Annotated in this window: 22 protein-coding genes; 6 read left to right on the top strand and 16 right to left on the bottom strand. The window is 62.6% G+C overall.

Going from position 1 to position 22,361, the window contains the following annotated elements; all coding sequences use genetic code 11:
* Positions 1 to 15 precede the first annotated feature (15 nt).
* From QY049_RS12785 to QY049_RS12745, 9 genes are all read right to left on the bottom strand, one after another.
* Positions 16 to 1,191 (bottom strand): patatin-like phospholipase family protein, encoded by a 1,176-nt coding sequence (locus tag QY049_RS12785; RefSeq protein ID WP_301269455.1) that lies wholly within the window; start codon positions 1,189 to 1,191, stop codon positions 16 to 18.
* Positions 1,192 to 1,222: 31 nt separating this feature from the next.
* Positions 1,223 to 2,023, bottom strand: coding sequence for an acetoacetate decarboxylase (locus QY049_RS12780; RefSeq protein WP_301269454.1), 801 nt, complete (start codon positions 2,021 to 2,023; stop codon positions 1,223 to 1,225).
* Between the two features lie 72 nt (positions 2,024 to 2,095).
* Positions 2,096 to 3,301, bottom strand: a complete 1,206-nt coding sequence (locus QY049_RS12775; RefSeq protein ID WP_301269453.1) for an NAD(P)/FAD-dependent oxidoreductase — start codon at positions 3,299 to 3,301, stop codon at positions 2,096 to 2,098.
* Between the two features lie 110 nt (positions 3,302 to 3,411).
* Positions 3,412 to 3,699 (bottom strand): hypothetical protein, encoded by a 288-nt coding sequence (locus QY049_RS12770; RefSeq protein ID WP_194480996.1) that lies wholly within the window; start codon positions 3,697 to 3,699, stop codon positions 3,412 to 3,414.
* Between the two features lie 102 nt (positions 3,700 to 3,801).
* Positions 3,802 to 4,752, bottom strand: a complete 951-nt coding sequence (locus QY049_RS12765; RefSeq protein WP_258765928.1) for an AraC family transcriptional regulator — start codon at positions 4,750 to 4,752, stop codon at positions 3,802 to 3,804.
* A 50-nt stretch (positions 4,753 to 4,802) separates the two neighbouring features.
* Entirely contained in the window at positions 4,803 to 5,750 is a 948-nt protein-coding gene (locus tag QY049_RS12760) for an AraC family transcriptional regulator (RefSeq protein WP_301269452.1), read from the bottom strand.
* Positions 5,751 to 5,976: 226 nt separating this feature from the next.
* Entirely contained in the window at positions 5,977 to 8,061 is a 2,085-nt protein-coding gene (locus QY049_RS12755) for an ATP-binding protein (RefSeq protein ID WP_301269451.1), read from the bottom strand.
* Positions 8,054 to 8,491, bottom strand: a complete 438-nt coding sequence (locus tag QY049_RS12750) for a response regulator transcription factor (protein WP_210348722.1) — start codon at positions 8,489 to 8,491, stop codon at positions 8,054 to 8,056. Before QY049_RS12750 ends, QY049_RS12755 begins: the two co-directional genes overlap by 8 nt.
* 39 nt (positions 8,492 to 8,530) lie before the next feature.
* The gene (locus QY049_RS12745; protein WP_301269491.1) at positions 8,531 to 9,193 is read right to left on the bottom strand and encodes a response regulator transcription factor; all 663 of its coding nucleotides are present in this window, start codon (positions 9,191 to 9,193) and stop codon (positions 8,531 to 8,533) included.
* Between the two features lie 321 nt (positions 9,194 to 9,514).
* Between QY049_RS12745 and QY049_RS12740 the strand changes: the two genes are divergently transcribed.
* The 3 genes from QY049_RS12740 (at position 9,515) to QY049_RS12730 (ending at position 12,714) form a co-directional block, all read left to right on the top strand.
* Positions 9,515 to 10,384 carry a sigma-70 family RNA polymerase sigma factor gene (locus QY049_RS12740; RefSeq protein WP_301269450.1) on the top strand — a complete coding sequence of 290 codons (870 nt, stop codon included), beginning with the start codon at positions 9,515 to 9,517 and terminating at the stop codon, positions 10,382 to 10,384.
* Positions 10,385 to 10,705: 321 nt separating this feature from the next.
* Positions 10,706 to 11,635, top strand: coding sequence for a helix-turn-helix domain-containing protein (locus QY049_RS12735; RefSeq protein ID WP_301269449.1), 930 nt, complete (start codon positions 10,706 to 10,708; stop codon positions 11,633 to 11,635).
* A 101-nt stretch (positions 11,636 to 11,736) separates the two neighbouring features.
* Positions 11,737 to 12,714, top strand: a complete 978-nt coding sequence (locus tag QY049_RS12730) for an AraC family transcriptional regulator (protein ID WP_301269448.1) — start codon at positions 11,737 to 11,739, stop codon at positions 12,712 to 12,714.
* Here QY049_RS12730 and QY049_RS12725 read toward each other — a convergent pair.
* From QY049_RS12725 to QY049_RS12705, 5 genes are all read right to left on the bottom strand, one after another.
* Positions 12,684 to 13,616 (bottom strand): catalase, encoded by a 933-nt coding sequence (locus QY049_RS12725; protein WP_301269447.1) that lies wholly within the window; start codon positions 13,614 to 13,616, stop codon positions 12,684 to 12,686. The two genes, QY049_RS12730 and QY049_RS12725, sit on opposite strands and share 31 nt — an antisense overlap.
* A 336-nt stretch (positions 13,617 to 13,952) precedes the next feature.
* Positions 13,953 to 15,161 (bottom strand): MFS transporter, encoded by a 1,209-nt coding sequence (locus tag QY049_RS12720; RefSeq protein WP_258765937.1) that lies wholly within the window; start codon positions 15,159 to 15,161, stop codon positions 13,953 to 13,955.
* A gap of 109 nt (positions 15,162 to 15,270) precedes the next feature.
* The gene (locus tag QY049_RS12715; RefSeq protein WP_301269446.1) at positions 15,271 to 15,753 is read right to left on the bottom strand and encodes a cupin domain-containing protein; all 483 of its coding nucleotides are present in this window, start codon (positions 15,751 to 15,753) and stop codon (positions 15,271 to 15,273) included.
* A 113-nt stretch (positions 15,754 to 15,866) separates the two neighbouring features.
* Complete coding sequence (locus tag QY049_RS12710) at positions 15,867 to 17,228, bottom strand: NAD(P)/FAD-dependent oxidoreductase (protein WP_301269445.1); 1,362 nt, start codon at positions 17,226 to 17,228, stop codon at positions 15,867 to 15,869.
* Between the two features lie 11 nt (positions 17,229 to 17,239).
* A complete protein-coding gene (locus QY049_RS12705; RefSeq protein WP_194481016.1) occupies positions 17,240 to 17,734 on the bottom strand; it encodes a DUF302 domain-containing protein in 495 nt (164 codons plus the stop codon).
* A gap of 267 nt (positions 17,735 to 18,001) precedes the next feature.
* Between QY049_RS12705 and QY049_RS12700 the strand changes: the two genes are divergently transcribed.
* Positions 18,002 to 18,718: a peroxiredoxin-like family protein gene (locus QY049_RS12700; protein ID WP_258765939.1), complete on the top strand. Its 717-nt coding sequence runs from the start codon at positions 18,002 to 18,004 to the stop codon at positions 18,716 to 18,718.
* Between the two features lie 38 nt (positions 18,719 to 18,756).
* Here QY049_RS12700 and QY049_RS12695 read toward each other — a convergent pair whose 3' ends face one another.
* Entirely contained in the window at positions 18,757 to 19,644 is an 888-nt protein-coding gene (locus tag QY049_RS12695; RefSeq protein ID WP_301269444.1) for a LysR family transcriptional regulator, read from the bottom strand.
* A 186-nt stretch (positions 19,645 to 19,830) separates the two neighbouring features.
* Here QY049_RS12695 and QY049_RS12690 point away from each other — a divergent pair, with 186 nt between their 5' ends.
* Both QY049_RS12690 and QY049_RS12685 read left to right on the top strand, forming a co-directional pair.
* Positions 19,831 to 20,655, top strand: a complete 825-nt coding sequence (locus QY049_RS12690; RefSeq protein WP_194481021.1) for a 3-hydroxybutyrate dehydrogenase — start codon at positions 19,831 to 19,833, stop codon at positions 20,653 to 20,655.
* 70 nt (positions 20,656 to 20,725) lie between these two features.
* Entirely contained in the window at positions 20,726 to 21,868 is a 1,143-nt protein-coding gene (locus tag QY049_RS12685; protein ID WP_301269443.1) for a patatin-like phospholipase family protein, read from the top strand.
* On the opposite strand, the gene QY049_RS12680 is transcribed toward QY049_RS12685, so the two are convergent.
* A complete protein-coding gene (locus QY049_RS12680) occupies positions 21,835 to 22,335 on the bottom strand; it encodes a hypothetical protein (RefSeq protein WP_301269442.1) in 501 nt (166 codons plus the stop codon). The genes QY049_RS12685 and QY049_RS12680 overlap by 34 nt on opposite strands.
* Between the last annotated feature and the right edge of the window lie 26 nt (positions 22,336 to 22,361).

The raw sequence follows: 22,361 nt of genomic DNA, 5'->3' as shown, positions 1-22,361 counted from the left end.
GGGGGACGCGTGATCTCAGTCACGACGATGGACGTCGTGGGTGACGATGCCGAGCTCGAGAGACGGCGGATCCAGGCGACGCGGATCGGCCAGCGTGCGGCGGATGTCATCGAGCCCGCTCTGCCAATGCGCGCGCATCGCGCTCAGCCCGAACTCGTAATCCCGCGAATGGCCTTCATGGATCTTGGTCTGATAGATCAGGTGCACGATATTGTAGGCGCGCTCGCGCGCCATCTCGGCGATATCGCGGATCTCAGGATCCCGCCTGTCGGCGTCCGATAGCTTCTCGATCGTGCGCTGCAAGGCCCGACGCATCTTCTGCATACGCAGCACCTGATCGGTTACGGTGCGGGTGCGGCTCGAATACTGGATGTCCTTCTGCCGGCTCGAAACCTCCATCATGTCGTAGGGAACGCGGCCCCTGGCCGACCACAGATCAATCTGGAACGTCAGCGTGTCACGAGGCTCGCCGGACAGGACGCGGGAGAGGGGCGTGTTCGACACCACACCGCCGTCCCAATAGTGCTCGCCTTCGATTTCGACGGCGGGGAATCCCGGCGGCAGCGCACCGGACGCCATGAAATGCTTCGGTCCCAGCCGGCGTTCGGCGGTGTCGAAATAGACCAGATTGCCGGTGCGGACGTTGACCGCGCCGACGCTGACGCGCACCTCGCCCGAGTTCAGCCGGTCGAAGTCGACGAACCGCTCCAGCGTCTGGTGCAGAGGTGCCGTATCGTAAAAGCTCGTCGCGGCATTGCCCGAGAATGGCGACCACAGCGGCGAGGGGAAGCGCGGCTTGAAGAAGCCGGGCTGGCCCTGGACCAATGCTCTCGTTGCCGCCAGCGCGTTGCGGATCGAGGTGATGTCGAACGCAAAGGGCAGGGCATTGGCCAGTCCTTCGCCTGCGGGCCATTCGATCGAAAAGGCGCAGATGGTCTCCCAGAACGCGCGCAGCCGCTGCACGCGCTCGCCCTCCGGCGAGCCGGCGATGATGGCGGCGTTGAGAGCCCCGATCGAAATGCCGGCCAACCAGTTTGGCCGGATGCCGGCCTCGTGCAGGCCTTCATAGACTCCGGCCTGATAGGCGCCGAGTGCACCGCCACCCTGGAGGACGAGAGCAATCACGTCATAGGGCAGCGGCCTGGATTGTTTTGACACTGGAATGTTCAGTTCGCGCGTGACCTTAAGCATTTAGATTCTCCCGACGATGCGACTGATCTGGTCAGCCGGCGTTTGCCTCAATGAGGATTTCGGATCTGGATCTGGGGTGCCGTGCGGTCGCTTCGGGCGACAAATAGTCGTGGACCACGGTGCCGAGACCGAGCGTCAGGTCGGCGACGAGGTGTTTGGCCGACAACACTTGCAGGACCGGAAGTTCGGCGACGGGCGCCAGGGCATGCGAATACAGGTCCAGCGCCGCCGGCCCGGTCCAGGCGCCTTTCACGGTGATGTCTTCGAGGTGGTAACGGACCAATTCGCAAATGCGCGCCGAGCCATCGACATGCGGCAGGATCTTGAGCAGGAAATTGGGTGCGGCGAGCTTCCTGGCCTCGGTCTCGATGCCGAGCGCGCGGTGCTTGTAACCCATGGTGCCGGTCGCGATGCGCACCGAGCCGTAGTTCAAGGTGCCGACCAGCGTATCGATCTCGACCGCGAGCTTCGGCTGCGCCAGCTTCTTTGGAAATCCCCACAGCTCCCGCCCGCCGGCGATGGGGGGATGATCATTGAGGAACATCTGATGAGTAAAGCTGCCGACCTGCCCCTGATAGGACACCGGGATGACCTGGCCGCTTTCGGTGTAGTCGCCGAACCCTGTCGAGTCAGGCATGCGGATGAATTCGTAATTCACCACCGGATCGGTCAGTTCGAGCGGCGCCGGTACGATCCGGCGCAGCGCCTCGGGATCCGTCCGGTACTGGATGATGAAGTATTCGCGGTTGACGAAGCGGTAGGGGCCCGGTGGAAAAGCCGGGTTGGTCAGCGGCATGGCGAACGCCGTCGTGCGCACGGTCTCGTGTTTCATCGGGGGCGGCTCCAGTTTGGTCGATTGCGAGGGAGCCGCGCTTCTGCGTGGGAAGCGCGGCTCTTGAGGCTCTCAGACCTCGGTGACGTGCTCGGGATCGGCGGACGCGAGCGCGGCGGCGCGCTCGGCCCGGGGCGGGTAGATCCACACGGTGTTGATCTCGTGCTTGGTCTTCTTGGCGACGTCGCCGACCATCTCGACTTTCCGTTCCCAGCCGCGGGTGAAGACTGCGCCGGCTTCGCCAAGGTCGAGGCATGTGACGTAGGCTTTCTGGTGGTACGGCTTGGTCGGCACGCCAAGGAGCTCGGCGGCGGCATTGTTGCCGGCGAAGGCGCCCATTCGGGTGGCGTGCTGGCAGGACATCAGCGCAAAGTTGCCCGCGTCGTCGCATGCTGCCTTCGCGGCATCGCCGGTTGCAAAGACGCCGGGCACCGATGCCACACGCAGATCCTGATCGACGAGGAGACGGCCGGAATTGTCGCGTTCGGCCGGGATCTGCTGGGTCAAGGGAGCGGCGCGAATGCCTGCTGCCCAGACCACGGTCTCCGTTTCGATGCGCTCACCGTTCGAAAGCGTGACACCGGTTTCGTCGAGCGAACTGACGCCGGCGCCGACCCTGGTCTCCACGCCGAGCTTGCGGAGTGCATCCTCGATGACGGGACGAGGGCCCGCGCCCATGTCGGGCGCGATCGCGCCGTTGCGCTCGACGATGATCACCCGCGGCTTGGTCTCCTTGCCGAGGATGGCACGAAGTCGCGCGGGCATCTCGGTGGCGGCTTCGATGCCGGTGAAGCCGCCGCCGGCAACGACGATGGTGTCGCGACCGTTTCTGGCCGGCCTGTCGGCCAGGCTGTGCAGATGCCGGTCGAGGGCAACCGCATCATCGAGCGAGTCGACACTGAAGCCATGCTCGGCGAGGCCCGGAATATTCGGCCGGAACAGCCGGCTGCCGGTGGCGACGACCAGCCGGTCATAGGAGAGCGTCTTTCGTGTTCCCTCGGCGGTCGAGGCCTTCACCATGCGGGATTTGGTATCGATCGTTTCCGCGCTGCCCTGCACATAAACGACATCAATAGACTTGAGCACCTCAAGCAGAGGCGCGGTCAGCGTTTCCGGCTTCGCTTCGTAGAGCCGCGGGCGCACCACCAGTGTCGGCTCCGGTGCAATCAGCGCGATCTCGAGCTCGTCGGGCGAAACGCCCTGGATGTCGCGCAGGCGGGCAGCTGAAAGTGCGGCGTACATGCCGGCAAAGCCGGCGCCGATGATGACTAGTCGCATGTGACGTTCTCCTGTGGTTGATCTTCGGGCATAGGCACGCCGCCGCCGCCGCAGTGCTCGCGGTTTCGTGTGGTCGTCGACGGGAAGACGTGAAACGAAGTGGTCAGGCTTTACGGGGAGGGGCAGCTCGACATCGAGGCGGCCCAGCGCCGGCGAAAGAAGATCGGCTCGATGGCATTCGGGCCGCCCCAGCCGGCGTAGGGAAGGCTCGCGTCATCGTTGGCCATGATGGACAGCGCCGGGTCGGTCCTTTGCAGGGACTGCGGAGGGATTTCCACTTCCTCGCCGGTTGCCGACGTGAAGCGAACCGCCAGGGAGAGCCCATACATGATTGTCGTTGCGGCGAGCCTGCGCCGCGGAGGGAATGCGAGGAAGCTGACGAAGGTCTTCGAGGTCATCGTTTGTCTCCGTCTGTTGGGAGCGTTGGGGACCTTGACTGTCTAGCGGATCGAAGCTTGAGCTGCGCCAGCGCGATTGCGGTGCCTGTAGAGCAATTGCTGCTACCGCATGCGCCGTCGCCAATCGCTCGGGGTTTCTCCGGTTAGTTTCTTGAACGCCGCCGCGAACGCAGTTTGCGAAGCGTAGCCAAGCTGTGCGGCGATTGCCGCGATCGAGGCGTCGCTGTCGCGCAGCATGTTCATGGCTTGATCGAGCCGCTGCTGGCGCAACCAGGCATGAGGAGAAAGCCCGGTACTTTCCTTAAACGCACGACAGAAGTGGAAGCGCGAGAGTCCGGCGTCCGACGCGAGAACCGCGAGAGAGACGTCGGTATCGCAGTCCGAGCGCAGGCGTTCGATCGCACGTCGCAGGGCATGCGGCGACAGTCCACCGACGACCAGCTCGAAGGTGGATGATTGGCCGGTGTGCTCGGCCAGGATACGCGTGGCCAGAACATCCGTCAGTTGCTGCCTGAACAGATGATCCAACGCCGCGTTACCCTCCAGCACGTCCGCCGCACTCATCAGCAACCCGGAGACGACAGGGTCTGGATGTCCTGTCCGTTCAAGAAGATCGCCCGGAGCGGGCATGCTGGCTTCAGAGGCAATGCGTGCGAGTGCGGCTTGCGGAAGATAAAGTTGGATCACGTCGACAAAGCCGGGAATATCCCATCTCGAGCTTGAGCCTGCCGGAATGATCGTCACGACTCCGGACCGCGCCGTCCCGATTGCAAGCGATTTCCCGTTGCGCCTTTCGAGGCGCTGAACCCCGGTGGGGTAAGTCATGATGACGTGGTCGGTCATGGGCTCGACCACGTCATGTAGGGCGCCATGTTTCCAGTGTGCGATGGCGCCGTTGGACGGGTCCGACGCCATTTGCAGCGGTGCGGTTTTGAGGACTCTCGCCATCTCCACGTCGGCGCGGCGCCGCTCGACGCTCGGAGCGCCATCGTGGTCCGCACCAGGTGCGACGAGCAAAGCCTCCAAAGGATCCCGTGGGACTGGTCTGGTCATGGAGCTGTCCTCGCTTTCCGAGGCATTTCACAACAGCGGGAAGGTTGTCGCTAACGCACGCGTCGTCGCCAATCGCTCGGCGTCTCCCCGGTCAATCGCCTGAACGCCGCCGCGAATGCCGTTTGGGAAGCATAGCCAAGCTCCATCGCCACCGACACGACGGATGCGTCGGTGTCGCGCAGCATGTTCATGGCCAGTTCAAGCCGGTGTTGCCGCAACCAGGCAAGCGGCGAAAGTCCGGTGCTTTCCTTGAACGCGCGACAGAAGTGAAAGCGCGACAGCCCGGCGTCGGACGCCAGGGCGTCGAGAGAGACGTCCGTCTCGCTGTCCGAACGCAAACGTTCGATGGCACGCAGCAGGACTTTCGGCGAAAGCCCGCCGACGGCCGGCTGGAATGTCGTCGGCGAACTGGTGTGCGCGGCCAGCAGGCGTGTCGCCAGGAGGTCGGTCAATTGATGCCTGAACAGTGCATCCAGGGTCCGGTTGCCCTCCAGCACGCTGGCTGCGCTCAGCAGCAATCGGGATGTAATGGGGTCTGGATGCGCCGTTCGCTCCAGCAGATTGGTGGATGTGCCGGCCGCGGCTTCGTCGGCAACGCGAATCAGCGTTGCGTGAGGAAGATAGAGCTGGACGACGTCGACGGGCTTCGGAATGTCCCAGCGGGAGCTTGATCCCTCCGGAATGACGATCAGCACTCCGGGACGGAACGTGCCACTCGCAACCGATCTTCCGTTCCGCCGCTCCATGTGTTGGGTCACACCGTTGTAGGCCATGATGACGTGGTGGCTCATGGGTTCGACGACGTCGTGCAAGGGGTCATGCTTCCAGTGCGCGATCCCGGCGCCGGTGGTGTCCAAAGCCATTCGAAACGGCGTGGTCCCGAGAACGCGCGCCATCTCCACGTCTGCGTGACGTCGATCAGAGGCCGGCGCGTCAGGGCCGGACATCGCGGGTGCGACTGGCGGGGTCTGGAGGGAATCGATGTTCGGATGGCTCATGAGTTGTGCTCGTACTGGAGAGGTCCTACGCTCACCTCTCACCGGCGGCTCAGGGGCCGATGGGCAGAGCGGTCACCTCGGCCTTGTTGGCGATGGTGATGGAAAGCAGCGGACTGCGGTATCGTTCGGTGGGTCTGATTTCGCTGGTTTCGCGGCTAGCTTCACCTGTACTTTGGGATAGGCTCGGGCGGAGCTTGGGCGATTGCGTCCAGTGAGATGCGCCGAGCTATGACGTTGCATGCCCTGGCTCGGAGCTGCTAACCCCCGGCACGGGGACCGTGAAGTGGAAATGGGCGCCGCCCTTCTGACGGTTTGCGCCGGCGATGCGGCCGCCATGCGCAGTGATGATCGACTGGCAGATGGTGAGGCCGATGCCAAGGCCCGCATCCTTGGTGCTGAAGAAGCTGTCGAAGACACGCGACAGGTCAGCGCCGGGCACGCCGGGCCCGTTGTCGAACACGGAGAGGGCGACCGAGCCTTCGTCATCGATCGACGTCTTGACATCGATCCGGCGTATCGGCTGGCCCGACTGCACGATCGCCTGGATGCTATTGACGAGGAGATTGATGATCACCTGCTGCAACTGAATCCGGTCACCCAGGACCTTGGGGAGATCGGCGCCGAAGTTCGCGGACAGGATGATCGCCTTCGAGTCTATGTCGTGCCGGATGAACAAGAGCGCCTCTTCGAGCACCTCGTTCAAATCGATCAGGCGCTTCTCCGGCTCGTGCTTCGCGGCCATGCCGCGGATGCGATGAATGATATCGCTGGCGCGACGCGCGTTCGATACGATGCGCGATGTGAGCTGCGTGACCTTTTCGGTGTTTTGATCGGCGCGCGCGAGCCACCGCAGGCTGGTCTCGCCATTGGTCACGATGGCCGCAAGCGGCTGGTTGATCTCATGCGCGATTGAGGTCGCGAGCTCTCCGAGCGTCGCGATCCGCCCGGCGTGCGAGAGGTCGGCTTGCAGTTTCCGCAGCTGCTGTTCGGCGTTCAGGCGCTCGCTGATGTCCTGCATGGTGATGAAGGTGTTGTCGAGCTGCTCGGGAGGTACCGGATAGGTCACCGTGAACAGGACGTCGATGATCGCTCCATCGAAGGCACGAATCCGGGTCTCCTCGATCAGGTTCCGCCGGCCTTCGAAATGTGCGACCATGACCCGTTCGGCAAGTCCGGGGGCGGCGGCGAAAATGTACCTGACAGGCTTGATGAGATCCGCGGGGTTGTGGGCGCGGAACAGCGATACGGCGTCCCGGTTGACGTCGGTGACTCGAACGACGTCCTTGGCGTGTTCGACGAGGTCCGGGTTGCGCTCGAGGTGACCGGCGATATCGCGCACACCATTGGCCTTCAACTGGTCGAAGGCCTCGCCGGCACGACGGGAATCGACCTGCCAGAGCGCAGTCGGCAGATACTGAACGAGCTGACGGTATCTCTCCTCGCTGGCCCGCAATTCCCATGTCGTCCGGTCATCATTCGATACGCCATTGATGGTCACGAACACGGTACCGGGAGGCTTTGGTTCTGCGGAATGCCAGGCCTTGACGATGGGATTGCGCAAGCTTCCGCTCAGGATCATCCTGCCCGTCTCGAGGCGCGTGCGGTCACTTGCGACGCGCTCGAGCAGCGAGGCCAGAAGTGAGCGGCTCTCCGCCGGCCAGAAGTCGCCGATAGGCTTGCCGATCATCTGCTCGTAACCGGCATGGGCGCCGAACATGCGGACTGCGCGATCGTTGACGGCCGTGATGCGGGTTGCGGTCAGCAGCCTGTCGACCCAATCCGGGTGCTGGTTGAGGTCGACTCTGGCGCCGCCGCGCCGATGTTCGGCGATCGCATCGAGCAAAGGGTGCGCTGGCGTCGTATCGAGTTCCCAGGATGCGGCGAGGGAGGATTGCAGCTCGGCATCCATGCGCAGATACGCCGTTTCGGTGAGAGAGCCAGCGTTCCGGCCGAACTCGACGATATCGAGAAGCGCGCCGGTCGTGTCCCGGCGGACGATTTGCCTGACGGCCGCGACGACTGCCGCTCCGGTCAGACCACGGCGGTGAACCACGCCCTCCCATCGTCCTTCACGCAGCAGCGCGCTGAAATGGTCGGTGCCGCTGTGTGTAAGGGAGCCTATCGTCTGGACGCTCTGTCCCACCATCGCCATGGCAGGCCAGCCGTAGAGAGCCTCGGAAGCCGCGTTCCAGTAGCGGATGACGCCATGTGCGTCACTGACGATGATGCTTTCGGAGGCAAGATCGGCCAGTTCCATAGCGTGAGGGTAAACGTGATCAGCCGCCGTAGCCCGTTGGAATAGATTAGTCATCTGACGGCGTATCCCGTCGGTCGTCGCCGCGCGAGCCGCCTGCATGGTTCAGCGCGGACTGTAGATAGCGAAAGAGGACGTCGTCGTTGACCGGCTTTGTCAAACAGGCAAGAGCGCCGCCGCTGAGCGCGCGCGCGTGCGTGGCCGGACTTACGTCCGCGGTGATGACGATGACCGGCATTGTCGAGCCCAATTCCCGCAATCTTTCCTGGAGTTCGAGGCCACTCCGGCCTGGCATGCTCACGTCCGTAATCAGGCAGTCGAAACGATCCGGAACATATTCGGCCATGAAAGATTCCGCTCGATCGAATGTCTGGCACGCAAGTTCCAGCACCAGGAGGAGATCGGAAAGCGCCTCTCGCACGGCTTCGTCGTCATCTACGACTGCAACGATGGGCATCTCTGGCGAATGGAGCATTTTCGCTGGCATGGCCCGACGACCATCCGCCCATTGCCGGCTGGGTTGTACCTATCCTTTGGTGTAGGCCGATTGCTGCCCTTGATGGGTGGCAGGCAGCGATTGCCATATCCGGATCAATTGGCCGATGGATCCGGCCTGTAGTTTCCGCATCGCGTTGCCGCGGTGAAGCTTGACCGTGATCTCGGTGATACCAAGATCGAATGCGATCTGCTTGTTGAGGCGGCCCTTGACCACTTCGCGCAGCACCTCGCGCTCGCGCGGCGTCAATCTCGCGTAGCGGTCGGCGTGTTGCCTGACCTGATCGGCCGCGGCCCGTTGCACGACGTCCTTCTCGATCGCGGCGGTGACCGCATCGAGCAGCGCTTGATCCCTGACGGGCTTGGTCAGGAAGTCGATGGCTCCTGCTTTCATGGCCTGCACGGTCATTGCTATGTCGCCATGACCTGTCAGGAAAATGATCGGCCGCGTGTTGCCGTTCGCGACAAGACGCTGCTGGAGATCGAGGCCGCTGGTTCCGGGCATGCGAACGTCGAGGATCAGGCAGCCCGGTCGCTCCGGGAGATCGGCGTTCAACAACTCCTGAGTTGAACCGAAGCAGCACGCATCGAGTCCAACCGACAGGAGCAGTTCGCGAAGCGCAAGGCGGATCTCTTCGTCATCGTCCACGATCAGGACGAGCGGACGGTCTGTGGAATCAGTCTCCACGTTCATGGGATAGCGAAGTAAAGCATGAGCACCGGCGGTCGTTTCAAGCATGAGTAGCCTCTTGATCGCTTCCAGCTCCGCGTTTTCACGGGTCTTACTGGTGTACCGTCCGGCCGTCTTTCCCAAAACGAGCGTGTTTTGTCTAATTGTGCCCGACGCCGCACCGGCCCACGCGGATGTGACTGAACTGACATCGAACGGCTGCGCCTGCCGACCGGCTTGTTCCCCTAGACCTGCGGACTAGAAACATGAGCCCTGAGTACGGTAGTCCGCCCGGCCTCACGCGGCCCATCTTCATCGACGTTTCGTCAAGAGACGGAGAGAGCGATGTCGATGACCGACGGACGGCAACAAGCGGACACTGCAAAGTCGCATCGATCTCGGTTGAGGACGTCCTCATCGAGCCGCGCGCCGGACCGACCAGCCATCAACATTCCCAACGTCGGCGGCAGGCCGCCGCATGGTCCTTCCGGCCTATTGAGCGATGACACGCTGGTCTATGCCGTTTGCCTGTCGGCGGGGTCAGGGACGGTTCCCGCACGCCCCTCGCGCGATCGGAAAATGGACCGTCGCTTTGTGCAGGAAGATGTCAGCGACGAGATGCTGCTCAAGAATATTGCGGAAGGCGACAAGGCCGCCATGCACATCATCTTCGCCCGTTACCGCGAAAGGGTGTCCCGATTCATCAAGCGCCTGGCTCGCAATCCAGCGGTCGTCGACGATCTCGTCAATCAGGTCTTTCTTGACGTGTGGCGCTCGGCAAACAGGTTCGAGAACCGCGCGCGCGTGGCCACATGGCTGTTTTCGATCGCCCGATTCAAGGCCATCGGCTCGTGGCGAGAGCGAACACACGAGGATATCGATCAAGACGATGCGCTAGGAATTGTCGACCCGCTGGATACGCCTGACGTCGCTCTGGAGCACAAGGATGCGAGCGGAATCCTGCGCGCCTGCATCGACAAGCTCTCGCCGGCGCACCGGGAGATCATCGACATGTACTATTTTCGCGAAAAGCCGGTCGCCGAAGTCAGTGGATTGATCGGTATTCCGGAAGCCACCGTGAAGAGCAGGCTCTTTTACGCGCGCAAGCGGCTCGCCAGAATCCTCCTGGATGCGGGTTTCGATGCCGCTGCCGCCCGAACGAGTCTTGGAATTTCGTTCGTTCGCGCTACAGACGAACTGCCAGCGGCAAAGTGAGACGCTGGTCGTGCGCGCTGCCTGATTCTTTTCAACGTCGCCATTGCGGCAGAAATCTTGGCATACGCCGGGGCGACGGCAATCGGGTTTTCACAAACGCACGATGGAACCAAGACCGGGATTGTTCCCGTGCGGGGCATCAGGGCTCAATCACCTTGGAATTGCTCCGGAAATCCTTTGTTGGGAATCTGATCGGGGGCGCTCGCTGCAATTGCCCATACCAGCGCAGGTCTGGACGGTTGTCTGCCGATTTCCGATAGTGGGGTCGGTTTCGCGGGCGGATGATCTGCCCGGTCCAGCTCCAGGAATAGGCCGACTGATATGTTGCGTGCGGGCGCCTTTGCAGAGATGGTCAGGCGGCAGTTGCGCTTGCGGGATGCGCCGCCCTCGCTGGTCACGCGTTCATTGCGCGGCATCGACCTCGCGCTCACCGAAACCCAGGACGTGAATCCCCAACCGGGCCGTTCCGGCTCCATGGCTGATGAAGCCTATCTCGTCAGCCTGAAACTTCACGACTACCCGGACTGCGAGCTCTGGGACCACGGCAAGTGTGTCATGAAGGCGGACGTCAGAGCCGGTACGACCTATCTGTACGACCTCAGGAGCGATCCCGGCTATGTCATCGACAAGCCGTTCCATTCGCTTCAGTTCTATCTTCCGCGTTCGGCCCTTGACGGTCTTGCCAAGGAATCTCGCACGCCCCCCGTGGGGGACCTCGCGTGTCAGTTTGGTTTTGGCCATGACGACAAGGTCATGCGTCATATCGGGGCGTGTCTGCTGGAAGCGCTTCGTCGTCCGGACGAGGCCAATCAGCTTTTCATCGATCACATGATGCTCGCATTTGCTGCGCACGTCGCCCAGGCTTATGGGGGATTCCAAAACGCTGCCGGATCGGTTCGCGGTGGTCTCGCCCCATGGCAGGTGAAACGAGCCTGCGAAAGGCTCGATGCGAATCTCGGCGGGACTCTATCATTGCAACAGATCGCAGCGGAGTTCGATCTTTCGGTCAGCCATTTTTCGCGTGCGTTTCGCATTTCTACGGGCCTGCCACCGCACCAATGGCTGTTGCGACAGCGGGTCAAGGCGGCCCAGCAGTTGATGACCGTCCGCGCCTTGCCGCTGTCCGAGATCGCGATCTCGGTCGGGTTCGCCAACCAGAGCCACTTTACCAAGGTGTTCTCAGCGCAAGTCGGCGTCAGTCCGGCAACATGGCGTCGCGGATCGCTGGGCACCGGCGAAAGCGATATGTAATCGTGCGGTCTGCCTCGGAGGGCCGCTTCATAGTTGTGGTTATCGCCTTCGGCCGATGAGGAACACTCACTCCGTCCAATTCTACGCAAGGAGTGGCGCATATGAAGTCGACGGGTTTCTATGGCCAGACTGTCAAGCGGTTCTTGCACTTGGAGCACGAACCAGTCTCGTTAATCACGCGTTCGCTACGAAACGCTGAGATTGCAGTTACCGAGACCAGGGATGATGCTCCTGTGCCACGCTCGTCCGGCGAGATGGGCCTTCAGGATGCCTATGTTGTCAGTCTGAAACTCAACGATTACCCGAATTGCGAGATCTGGGAACGCGGCAATACTATCAAGACCGACATCCGGGCGGGCGCAACATACGTATATGACATGAAGAAGGATCCGCGCTTCTTTATCAACAAGCCGTTCCACTCTCTTCATTTCTATCTTCCGCGCTCGTCGCTCGATGGTATCGCTGAGCAGTCGGCCGCGCCACGCGTCGCTGAGCTCCCCTCTCAGCTCGGCGTCGGCCATGATGACCCGGTTATCCGTCATATCGGTGGAGCGCTCCTGCAAGCTCTGCGTCGGCCGGCCGAGACCAACCAGCTCTTCATCGACTACATGATGCTCGCATTTGCGACGCACGCCGCGCAGGCCTACGGCGGATTAAGGTGGGGCGTCAAAGTGTCGAGGGGCGGTCTGGCGCCATGGCAGTTGGAGCGGGCCTACGAAAAGCTCGACGCCGATCTCGGCGGAACACTTTCGTTGCAGCAGCTGGCCGCCGAGTTCGGTCTCTCGGCCAGTTACTTTTCGCGCGCGTTTCGTGCCTCCACCGGCCTGCCGCCGCACCAATGGCTGCTGCACCAGCGCGTGAAGGCGGCGATGCAGTTGATGACCCTGCGGGACCTGCCGCTGTCTGAAATTGCGATCGCTGTGGGATTCGCCAACCAAAGTCACTTCACTAAGGTGTTTTCGGCGCAAGTCGGCGTCAGTCCGGCAACATGGCGTCGCGGATCGCTGGGCACCGGCGAAAGCGAGAACCGATCAGAGGATGCCCCCATTCAGCGACGCTTTGCCAGCGAGATGGCATAGGCGGCGCTGCGCGCCGCGAAGATCTCATCGGGCGGATGGGCGATACCTTCGGCGAGATTTGCCGGATCGAGGATGGAGACGTCGCACGTTTCGTCCGGCTCGAGGCCGGTGATCACGATCGTTCCCAGCCGAACCTCTTCGCGATTGTCCTCGTCGGGCCATCGGATGGTCACATCAGTGGTGGGGTCGCCGGGACGATCGAGCAGCGCCATCACGCTGAAGCGGACGTCGCCGCTGGCGACGCGATGTTCGAGGTCGTCGTCCAGGACGTTGGCCGTAACGTCGCTCTTCGCCGGCGCGGCGTCTGCGCCGACGGGGGCAACCTTGAACTTGATGAACCGTGTTTCGCCGGCGGAGTTCGTGGCCGGAAATGAATGCACGCCCCAATAGGTCGTGCCGGCGAAATTCCGGGGCAGCGGATGCGCGGCGATGTAACTGGCCTGTTGCAGCGTTTCGGGATTGGCCGCGGAAAATGCCCTGATCCTCTCAATATCCGGTTTGCCGTCCGCTCCTGGAACGCGCACCTTGAGGAAAGCGAGCATCTGCTCGAGTGTCTTCGCGAAGTGCACCGGAGCGCTTTGCGTGAGAATGTCGGAGCGGTGATGAGTGTCTCCGAGCCTGAAGCTAAAGCCGCGCAACGCGAAGTTATCGGTATCTGCCACATTAAGATTGTTGCTGCCGATCGAGAAGCGCGCAAGCACGCGCGATGGCCGTGTGAAGCTTCGGGATCTCGTGATCTCCTCGGCTCGATCCGACGGAACGTAGGTTCCGCGGACACATCTGCCTTTGGCAAAGCTTGCGCGCCCCTGTGGCTGGTCGCCGGCGACCGCTTTCAGGGCATCGACGATCCCCGCGAGCGTGGCGGTCCGGGTTCGGGACGTTGGGGGCTTTGAGGGGGACACCACCGACGATCTACTGGACCTGCCACCTCGTGACTCCAGAGCGATTGCTGCGATTCCAGAGCTATTGCTGCCAACAGGGATCGCGGCCTCAATATTGGACGATGGTTGGGGCCGGGGCTTCGACCGCGATCAGATCGGAACCCGAATCGAATGTCGGTGCCGGCAGCGCGCCTCCAAGGTTGGAACCTGTGGCGGGGGGCAGCGGGTCATTCGTTGCCGACGCGGCGTGACCTAGGTGTCTCCGGCCGTAGCGATCATCAGACAGCTTAGCCGCATGTTTGAGCGATTATAGTTCTCGCGAAGAACGGACGTGGAGGCGATCGGAGTGAATATTCATCAATTCACACTCTTCAACTTGAAGGTCAAAAGCGCCGCTGAACCTAGCGCAACCGCGACGCCGATCGCGCACGCCGCCCATCCCATCAAATCAAAGACCTGTCCAAGCACCGCGGTACCGGTCAAACCTCCGAGGAAATAGCAGGCAAGATAGGTCCCGCTGGCAACACCGCGGTTTTCGGTCGTGGCCTGCCCAACGAAGCTGGTCGTTGCCGCCTGAGCGAAGAACGTCCCAACGCCGACCAGGACCATGCCGGTCAACACCTCGGCAAGATGCCGGCCCAGCATCAAGAGCACGCCAAGCGCCGCGAGGCCGAGCGCGCCCCAGATCGCCGGTCGTGGTCCGATGCGCGCGGCGACCTTGCCGGCGAAAAGGGTGGTGACGATTGAGGGCAGGAAGACGAAATAGACGAAGCCAAGGTCCATCATGCCGAGCGAGAGTGGCGGCCGGACCAGTACGAAATTCACGAACGTGAAAGTGCCGATGAAGGCGAACAGGATGCAAAAGCCGATGCCGAAAGCTGCGCGAAGCCGTGGATTGCGCCAGTGGATCAACAGGGCGGCCAGTGGCGAGGCAGCCGTGGACATCGCATGCATCGGCTGCACGCGATTGATGGTGAAATAGACCAGAACGGCGCCCGTCAGATTGAGCGCGGCAAAGAAATAGAAATTCCAGGACAGTCCAAAACTGTCAGCGACGGCGGCCGAGATCAGCCGCCCGATCAGATTGCTCGCGACATTGCCGGTGATGTAGGCGGCAAAGGCACCGCCGGCATCCATCGCGCTGCATTGTTCGCCGAGGTAAGCGAGCGTCAGCGCAAACGCCGACGCCATGCACAGGCCTTGCGCGACGCGGAGAGCCGTGAAAACAGCGAGATTCGGCGCCACCGCAAGCAGACTGGTCGGGATCGCGAGCAGCGTGAGACTGAGAAGAATGCCAAGCCGCCGGTCGATATGCGGGCTGAGGAAGCCGACGACGAGGCTAGAAATCGCCATGCCAAAGGTAGAGGCGTTGACCGCAAAGCCCATGGCGGCCGGTGTCACGCCGTAGTGCCGCGTCAGCGATGGCAGGATGGCCTGGGTCGCGAAGAGATCGACGACCGTCAGGAACGCCGTCAAGCCGATGACGAGCGAGCGGAAGGCGACACCGGGCGAGGGTCCATGCATCGCCATGTTGGCCGTTCTGATGTGCGCGGACAGATCCGTCATGACACGGTGTCTCCTGACGAGAAGGGAAATGTGACGCCCGGCATGCGGGGCAGCAGGGGGGATTCCGGGCGTCACATCCGGTAACGAGAGCAGGGGTCTGATGCACTCGCTACATGTTGTGGTCGTGCTGATCCTTGCGGACGTCGCCGACGTAGAGAATGACGGTCTCCTTGCCGAGGTTCTTCCACCAGTGCGACGTACCGAAGACCTCAGCCCTGATCTCGCCGGCCTTGTGCACGATCGGGTCGACGCAGTTGGATGCATATTCGACGATCTGGCCTTGCTGCACGAAGATCAGTGCCGGACGGTCGTCATGGCTGTGCCAGGGCACGATGCCACCGGGTTCGATCGTCAGCTTGCGGAAGCGCAGCTCGCGATCCTTGATGTTTGCGGGCTGCTTCTCGAGGTCGATCGAACCAAGCGTGACGTCGGTGACGCCGACAGGCTTGTAGTCTACCATCTGCCGGGCATTCGGCTTGATCTTGTCGGCCGGGCATTCGCCGGCGAAGGCCGGTTGCGCGGTGAGTGCGAAGGCGCCGGCGAGGGCGACGGCCGACCAGATTGCGTGCGAGAGCTTGGGGTTCGTGGTCATTTCATGTGTCTCCTCTGTTGGCCGCGACCTTCGGTCGCCGGCTATGGCATCAGCATCGTCGAAGTGGTGCGCTTGATGAAATGCTGTCTGTCTCTCGAGACGATAGCGTGCCGCTATGCGTGCCCGAGCATGTGCTTGATGTCGGCCGAAAACGTCGGATAGGCGTAGACGCTGTCTCGGAGCTGGCTGGCCGTGATGCCGAACTTGATCGCGAGCCCGAAAATGTTGATCAGCTCCTGGCCGCCATGGCCGACGAAATGCGCCCCGAGGATACAGTCCGAGAGGCGGTCCACGATCACCTTCGACCAGGCGACGGTCTCTGCATAGGACCGAGCCGAGAACCAGTCGCGGATGTCGTTGACGTGAACGTCGATGGTGGCGCCGGCCTGCCGTGCGGTGGTTTCGGTGACGCCCACGGCGGCGAGTGCCGGCACGGTGTAAACCGATGTCGCCATGCCCGCATAATCGGGCATGTGTTTTGCTCCGGCAACGATGTTGCGTCCGAGGATGTCGCCTTCATAGGTCGCGATTGGCGACAGTTGCGGCGAGATCGGGACCGCATCGCCGCAGACATAAACCCGAGGGTTTGATCTCGAGCGCAAATATTGATCGATCGCGATGCGGCTATTGTCATGCTCGACACCACCCGCGGCGAGATCGAGGCCGTCGATATTTGCCACGCGGCCGGCGGCATTGACGACGCGATCGGCCACAGCAGCGTGCTCGACGCCGTCATGGGTGTAGATCACGCGAAGCTGCCCGCCGACGGCCTCTATGCACCGGACGCCGACGCCGGTTTCGATCCTCATTCCGATGCGCTCGCTCTCAGCTCGCAATTGGGCGACCGCGTCGGCGTCCATGGTAGGCAGAAGCTGCGGAAGCGCCTCCAGAATGGTTACGGCCGCGCCGGCCCGCGCATAGACGTGACCGAATTCCAGTGCAATCACGCCGCCGCCCACGAAGATCACCGAGGTCGGCAGCACCCGGTCGCTCAGCATGTCGTCCGAGGTTATCATGTGCTCGGCACCGAGAATCGGCAGGGGCCGCGGCCTCGATCCCGTTGCGATCACGATATGGCGGCCCTCCAGCAGACGGTCGCCGACGCAAATGGTATTGGGCGAGACAAAGGTACCAAAGCCCTTGATCACCTCGACCTCGCGGCGTGCCATCGCGCGGGTGAGATTGGCCGGAATGTCCTTGATGATGTCCTTCTCGCGGTCGATCAGTGCGGCCCAGTCGAGGCGGGGCCTGCCGACCGCGATGTGGTGCACCGCGGCTCGCTCGATGTCGTGCAGCGCCTGACCTGCGGCGACCAGCACTTTTTTCGGCGTGCAGCCGCGGTTGGGGCAGGTGCCGCCGAGATCGGATGCTTCGATCATGGCGACGGACTGGCCGGCCCGCCGGACCGGGCCGGTCACGCCGATCCCGGCATTGCCGCCGCCCAGGATCACCACGTCAAATGTCTCGCGTGCCATGGAAGCAGCACCTATTTGCCGGTGATGGTAGACGTTATCGATCTAACGACCGTCGTCGCCATCTTGAACTGCGCTTCGCGATTTGTGATGTTGTGGCGCTTGGCGATCCAGTCGAAATCGGTCCAGACTGCCCAGACGTCGCCGTTGTCGTCCTGCGTCAGCAACAGGCGCACGGGCCAGTCGAGCCCGGCACTGGGATTAGCAGTGATGAACTGGATGCCGAGTGGCGGATTACCGAAGATGAGCAGCGTCGAGGGATGCAGCTTGATGCCAGCGTCAGCGGCAAGCTTCGATTGGTCGACCTCGAGGAAGAACTTGATGCCCTTGGCGGCGATGTCGGCCTTGATGCGGCTGATTGCCTCTGTCATCGGCACGGCACTTTTCACGCGAACGACGCCGTCATCGCTGTCGGCGCGGGCCGCCGGGGCGGCGCCCGACAGCAGGAGAAATATCAGTGCCAGCGGGGTGGCGAAATGGGAGAGACGCGAGGCGATTTGGCGATTCATGACCGGCTCCTGACGGCTGCAGCTTCGACTGCGCTCAGGATGGACGCCGCACTGAACGGGGTGAAATGCGATCTCGCTCTCGATGCGATAGCCCTGTGCTATCGGGCTTCGATAGGCGACAGCTATCGAACCGATTGGGGATCGGCATTTCCGCCTTCAGAAAATCGGGCGTTCGATGCCACGGTGCCCAGTCGGCGTTGACGGTGACCCTTGCAGGGGGGCCAGAACGCAAAATAATGTCCCTCGACCATGTGCCGGAGCGGAAGAATGACGTCCCTGACCCCATCCGATGCTGAGCAGTTGAAACTCGCCTTTCAGCGCTGCCGCGATATGGAGGGCACGCTTAACGAGCAGCTTCGCGCCTATGCGGATGCCGGCCGTGAGATATTTCCTGCTTACGGGGACGCGGTCGATCGCCTGGTCGAGCGGCTGAGCCAAAACGGGGGCGGCGAGAACGCGCCGCGTCCGGGCGAGGTGATGCCGCCCTTCATGCTGCCCGACGATAGGGGGCAACTCGTTGGGCTGCCATCATTGCTGGCATGCGGACCTGTGGCGGTGATGTTCTTTCGCGGGCACTGGTGTCCCTACTGCCGGTTGAACGTCCGCGCCGTGATCCAAGCGCAGGACCGGATCCGTGCAGTAGGCGCACAGATCGTCGCGATCATGCCGGAGACGCAGGAATATACCGGGAAGTTCATCGCTGATTCGGGCGCGCCGTTCCCGGTGCTCACCGATCTCGACAACGGCTATGCCCTGTCGCTCAACCTGGCGATCTGGCTTGGCACCGAGATCCAGCGGCTATTGTCATACCAGGACATGGCAAAATTCCACGGTAATGACGGCTGGATGCTGCCGATCCCGGCTGTGTTCGTTGTTGGTCGGGACGGCCTCGTCAAAGCCCGCTTCGTCGACCCCGATTTTCGCAAGCGCATGGAGATCGACGATTTGCTCGCGGCGCTGGAGAGCGCGGGCCGGGACAATTAGTTCTACCGTCGCCTAGTCCTCTCCGACAGGAGGAAAGATCACCCCGCGATCGTCCGCCAATCCGCGCCGCGCAGCATCCGCATCACCGTGTTCGCGACGGCTGTGCGCTGACGGCCAGCGACGCCGTAGAGGCTAACGGTGCGGCGCGCGTCGAGGCCGCTCACAGCGGCACGCTTCAGGTTCCCGGGCACCGGTGAGGAGTGCGGCACCATCGCGATGCCGATGTCGGCCTCGACGAGCTCGATGAGGTCGCGCTCGCTGGATATCTCATGGCCATGGTCGACATCGATGCCGTGCTCGCGCAAGCTCGACGAGATCCGGCCGGCATGCTCGCAATAGTTTCGGCTCAGCATTTGCTCTGCGCGCAGATCGTCGAATTCGATCGTGCTTTGGCTCGCAAGCCGGTGGTCTTTTCCGATCACGAGGTCGAAATTCTCGGTGAATAGCGGCCAGACGTCGAGCCGCTCCCAGGCCCCGTCGATCTCGGCGGCAATGCCGAGCTCGGCTTCACCTTTCTTGAGATAGTCAGCGACTTCGCGGCTTGAACCACGCAAGAAGCGGAATTCGAGCCGGTTGAACTGCCGCCTGATCTGATTGAGGTGGGGGATGAGCAGTGAAAGATCGATTGCATGGGTCAGCGCGACACGAAGCGCGCCGACCTCACCGCTCTTGAAAGAGGAGGCGAGTGAGCGTGCGCCGGCGGCGGCCTCATAGCACTGCTTCAACAGCGGATGCATCCGTTGGCCAAGCTCGGTCAGTTGTGCAGCCGGCCGCTCGCGGCGGAACAAGTCGCCGCCAAGCTCGGCCTCGAGCTGCTTGATGGCGCGCGTCAGCGAGGGTTGCGTCACGTTGCATTCCTCGGCGGCGCGCGTGAAGTTCAGGAGTTGCGCTACCGCGAGGAAATAGCGGACCTGGTGCATTTCCATGGATCGGCTCCCGGCAGGATCGTGAAGGAACCTACCCGATCGGGGCGGGGAATGACATCCCAGGCCCGATAGCGGGGGCGTATCATTACGGAAGCCAGCCGGCATTTCCGTTTGGGGAGGCGGTCGCTCACAGTCTGCGAAAGTCGGGGTCCGGTCGCCGGACCGCTTATCGCACGAGGATCGGCTATGAACATTCCCGTCAAACCGCAAACATCGCAAGCCATGCAGGCACTCGCCGGCAAGGTCGCCCTGGTCACGGGTTCGACCAGTGGCATCGGGCTCGGCATCGCGCGGGCACTCGCGGCGGCCGGCGCCGATGTCGTCCTGAACGGGCTCGGCGTCGCCGCAGAGATTGGCAAGGTTCGCGAGCAGATCGCGGCCGAGTTCAGTGTCAAGGCGAGCTTTTCACCGGCCGACATGACCAGGCCGAGTTCGATCGCCGAGATGATCGCGGCGACCGTTGCGCAATCCGGCCGGCTCGACATCCTCGTCAACAATGCCGGCATCCAGCACGTCGCGCCGTTGGATCAGTTTCCCGTCGACAAATGGGACCAGATCCTTGCGATCAACTTGACCTCAGCCTTCCACACCACGCGGCTTGCACTTCCCGTGATGCGCCAGAACGGGTTCGGCCGCATCATCAACATCGCTTCGGCCCACGGCCTTGTAGGCTCGCCCTTCAAGGCGGCCTATGTCACCGCCAAGCACGGTATCGTTGGCTTGACCAAGGTCACGGCACTGGAAACCGCGGAGGAGGCGATCACCTGTAACGCGATTTGCCCCGGCTATGTCTACACGCCGCTGGTGGAGGCCCAGATCGACGGCCAAGCCAAGGCGCACGGCATTTCCCGCGATCAGGTGATCCGTGACGTCTTGCTCGCCCAGCAGCCCAACAAGCGGTTTGCGACCATCGACGAGCTCGGCGCGCTCGCGGTGTTTCTGTCGACTGAGGCCGCCGCCTCCATCACCGGCATCGCGCTTCCGGTGGACGGCGGCTGGACCGCGCATTGACATGAGCCGGCGCAACAAACCGCGACGATTCGCGAACATCCAAACGGTGCAAGCTCACAGGGAGCGCGACATGAACCGCAATACACAGAGTATCGGGTCACAGGATCTGCCGGGCCAGATCGTGCTGGTGCTGCAGGGCGGCGGCGCGCTCGGCTCCTACCAGGCCGGCGTCTACCAGGCCCTGCATGAGGCCGCCATCGAGCCGGATTGGATCATCGGCACCTCGATCGGTGCAATCAATGCCAGCCTGATCGCTGGCAATCAGCCGCAGCATCGGCTTGAGCGCCTGAAAGTGTTTTGGAAGCGGATGGAGCAGAATCCGGCCTGGAGCTTCCGCACCGCATTCCCAGGCTTCAACGAAAAGCTCACCTATTGGTCGACCGTCACGAGCGGCATTCCCGGCTTCTTCCGGCCCAATCCACTGGCGCATGCCGGCGATTCCTATCCGCTCGGCGCCGATCACGCAGGCTTCTATTCCACTGCGCCGCTCGAGAAGACGCTGAACGAGCTTGTCGACTTCAGCTTGGTCAATCGCTGCACGCCGCGGCTCACGGTGGGCGCGGCCCATGTGCGCTCGAGTCGTATGCGCTATTTCGACAGCCGCGACGGCGAGCTGACGGTGAAGCATGTGATGGCGTCAGGTGCGCTGCCGCCGGCGTTTCCGGCCGTGCGCATCGACGGCGAGCTTTACTGGGACGGCGGGATCCTGTCCAACACGCCGACGGAAGCAGTGTTCGACGACAATCCGCGCAAGAACTCGCTCATCTTTGCCGTGCATCTCTGGAATCCCGTAGGTGGTGAGCCAACCACGATGGCCGAGGTCCTGAACCGCCACAAGGATGTCCAGTATTCCAGCCGCATTGCGAGCCAGATCACGCGCCAGCAGCAGGCGCATCGCTTGCGTCACGTCATCAACCAGTTGGCCGCAAGGCTCCCCGAGCACGAGCGCAGCAATCCGGCGGTCCGTGAGCTGACAAGCTATGGCTGTCCGACGCGAATGCACGTGGTGCGACTGCTCGCCCCGCAACTTGACCACGAGACGCACACCAAGGACATCGACTTCAGCCCGACGGGCATCATGCGGCGGTGGGAGGCTGGCTATGCTCACACCCGGGCAGCATTGGCAAGCAAGCCATGGGAGGGAGAGTTCGACCCTCTAGCGGGCGTGATCCTGCATGATCAGCAGGAGCTGATGCCGATGGCAGCCGAATGAGACATGCCATCGGACTGTTGTCGGTTTGTCTTGACCGTGACGAGCCCGCCGCGAGCGGTCCATCGAGAGGATGTCCGTGGCGATATGACCACGGACATCCTGTTATGTCTTGGGAGCCAATCCTGGACCAGATAATGCTTATAGCTGGTACGGAAGAAGCGCGCTGTTCCGCAGAACAGGCTCTCGCTGCGCTTGTTCCAGCCGACGCCCTTGTCGGTCCTGAGGGCGTCCGCGATCTTGGGTTCGTCGAGGCTGTCCTCGGCTGCCAGCGCCAAAATCTGCTCCGGCAGCATCGAGAATTTGCCTGAGGTGCAGTCGTACTCAACATAGCCTGAAGCGGCCTGTGCTGCGACCCATTCGCGGATGTAGCGCTCGGCGGTGCCGGTCGCCTTGGCCAGGGCGGCGGCATCCATCGGACTGTCTTTTGCAAGAGCCGTGTAGAGACCGAGCTTGCCGCCGAGCAGCAAGAGCGACGCGGCTCATCGCTACGCCG

The sequence above is a fragment of the Bradyrhizobium sp. WYCCWR 13022 genome, assembly GCF_030435535.1.
In the GTDB taxonomy this organism is placed as follows: Bacteria; Pseudomonadota; Alphaproteobacteria; order Rhizobiales; family Xanthobacteraceae; genus Bradyrhizobium.
This window is presented reverse-complemented; position numbering and strand designations above follow the sequence as displayed.

Excerpts from the sequence above, each read along its gene's own strand:
- QY049_RS12735 (WP_301269449.1), top strand. The coding sequence starts at position 10,706 with ATGTTGCGTGCGGGCGCCTTTGCAGAGATGGTCAGGCGGCAGTTGCGC.
- QY049_RS12710 (WP_301269445.1), bottom strand. The coding sequence starts at position 17,228 with ATGGCACGCGAGACATTTGACGTGGTGATCCTGGGCGGCGGCAATGCC.
- QY049_RS12780 (WP_301269454.1), bottom strand. The coding sequence starts at position 2,023 with ATGAAACACGAGACCGTGCGCACGACGGCGTTCGCCATGCCGCTGACC.
- QY049_RS12770 (WP_194480996.1), bottom strand. The coding sequence starts at position 3,699 with ATGACCTCGAAGACCTTCGTCAGCTTCCTCGCATTCCCTCCGCGGCGC.
- QY049_RS12705 (WP_194481016.1), bottom strand. The coding sequence starts at position 17,734 with ATGAATCGCCAAATCGCCTCGCGTCTCTCCCATTTCGCCACCCCGCTG.
- QY049_RS12700 (WP_258765939.1), top strand. The coding sequence starts at position 18,002 with ATGACGTCCCTGACCCCATCCGATGCTGAGCAGTTGAAACTCGCCTTT.
- QY049_RS12715 (WP_301269446.1), bottom strand. The coding sequence starts at position 15,753 with ATGACCACGAACCCCAAGCTCTCGCACGCAATCTGGTCGGCCGTCGCC.
- QY049_RS12785 (WP_301269455.1), bottom strand. The coding sequence starts at position 1,191 with ATGCTTAAGGTCACGCGCGAACTGAACATTCCAGTGTCAAAACAATCC.
- QY049_RS12755 (WP_301269451.1), bottom strand. The coding sequence starts at position 8,061 with ATGACTAATCTATTCCAACGGGCTACGGCGGCTGATCACGTTTACCCT.
- QY049_RS12745 (WP_301269491.1), bottom strand. The coding sequence starts at position 9,193 with ATGAACGTGGAGACTGATTCCACAGACCGTCCGCTCGTCCTGATCGTG.
- QY049_RS12685 (WP_301269443.1), top strand. The coding sequence starts at position 20,726 with ATGAACCGCAATACACAGAGTATCGGGTCACAGGATCTGCCGGGCCAG.
- QY049_RS12740 (WP_301269450.1), top strand. The coding sequence starts at position 9,515 with ATGTCGATGACCGACGGACGGCAACAAGCGGACACTGCAAAGTCGCAT.
- QY049_RS12695 (WP_301269444.1), bottom strand. The coding sequence starts at position 19,644 with ATGGAAATGCACCAGGTCCGCTATTTCCTCGCGGTAGCGCAACTCCTG.
- QY049_RS12765 (WP_258765928.1), bottom strand. The coding sequence starts at position 4,752 with ATGACCAGACCAGTCCCACGGGATCCTTTGGAGGCTTTGCTCGTCGCA.
- QY049_RS12720 (WP_258765937.1), bottom strand. The coding sequence starts at position 15,161 with ATGACGGATCTGTCCGCGCACATCAGAACGGCCAACATGGCGATGCAT.
- QY049_RS12750 (WP_210348722.1), bottom strand. The coding sequence starts at position 8,491 with ATGCCAGCGAAAATGCTCCATTCGCCAGAGATGCCCATCGTTGCAGTC.
- QY049_RS12690 (WP_194481021.1), top strand. The coding sequence starts at position 19,831 with ATGAACATTCCCGTCAAACCGCAAACATCGCAAGCCATGCAGGCACTC.
- QY049_RS12730 (WP_301269448.1), top strand. The coding sequence starts at position 11,737 with ATGAAGTCGACGGGTTTCTATGGCCAGACTGTCAAGCGGTTCTTGCAC.
- QY049_RS12775 (WP_301269453.1), bottom strand. The coding sequence starts at position 3,301 with ATGCGACTAGTCATCATCGGCGCCGGCTTTGCCGGCATGTACGCCGCA.
- QY049_RS12760 (WP_301269452.1), bottom strand. The coding sequence starts at position 5,750 with ATGAGCCATCCGAACATCGATTCCCTCCAGACCCCGCCAGTCGCACCC.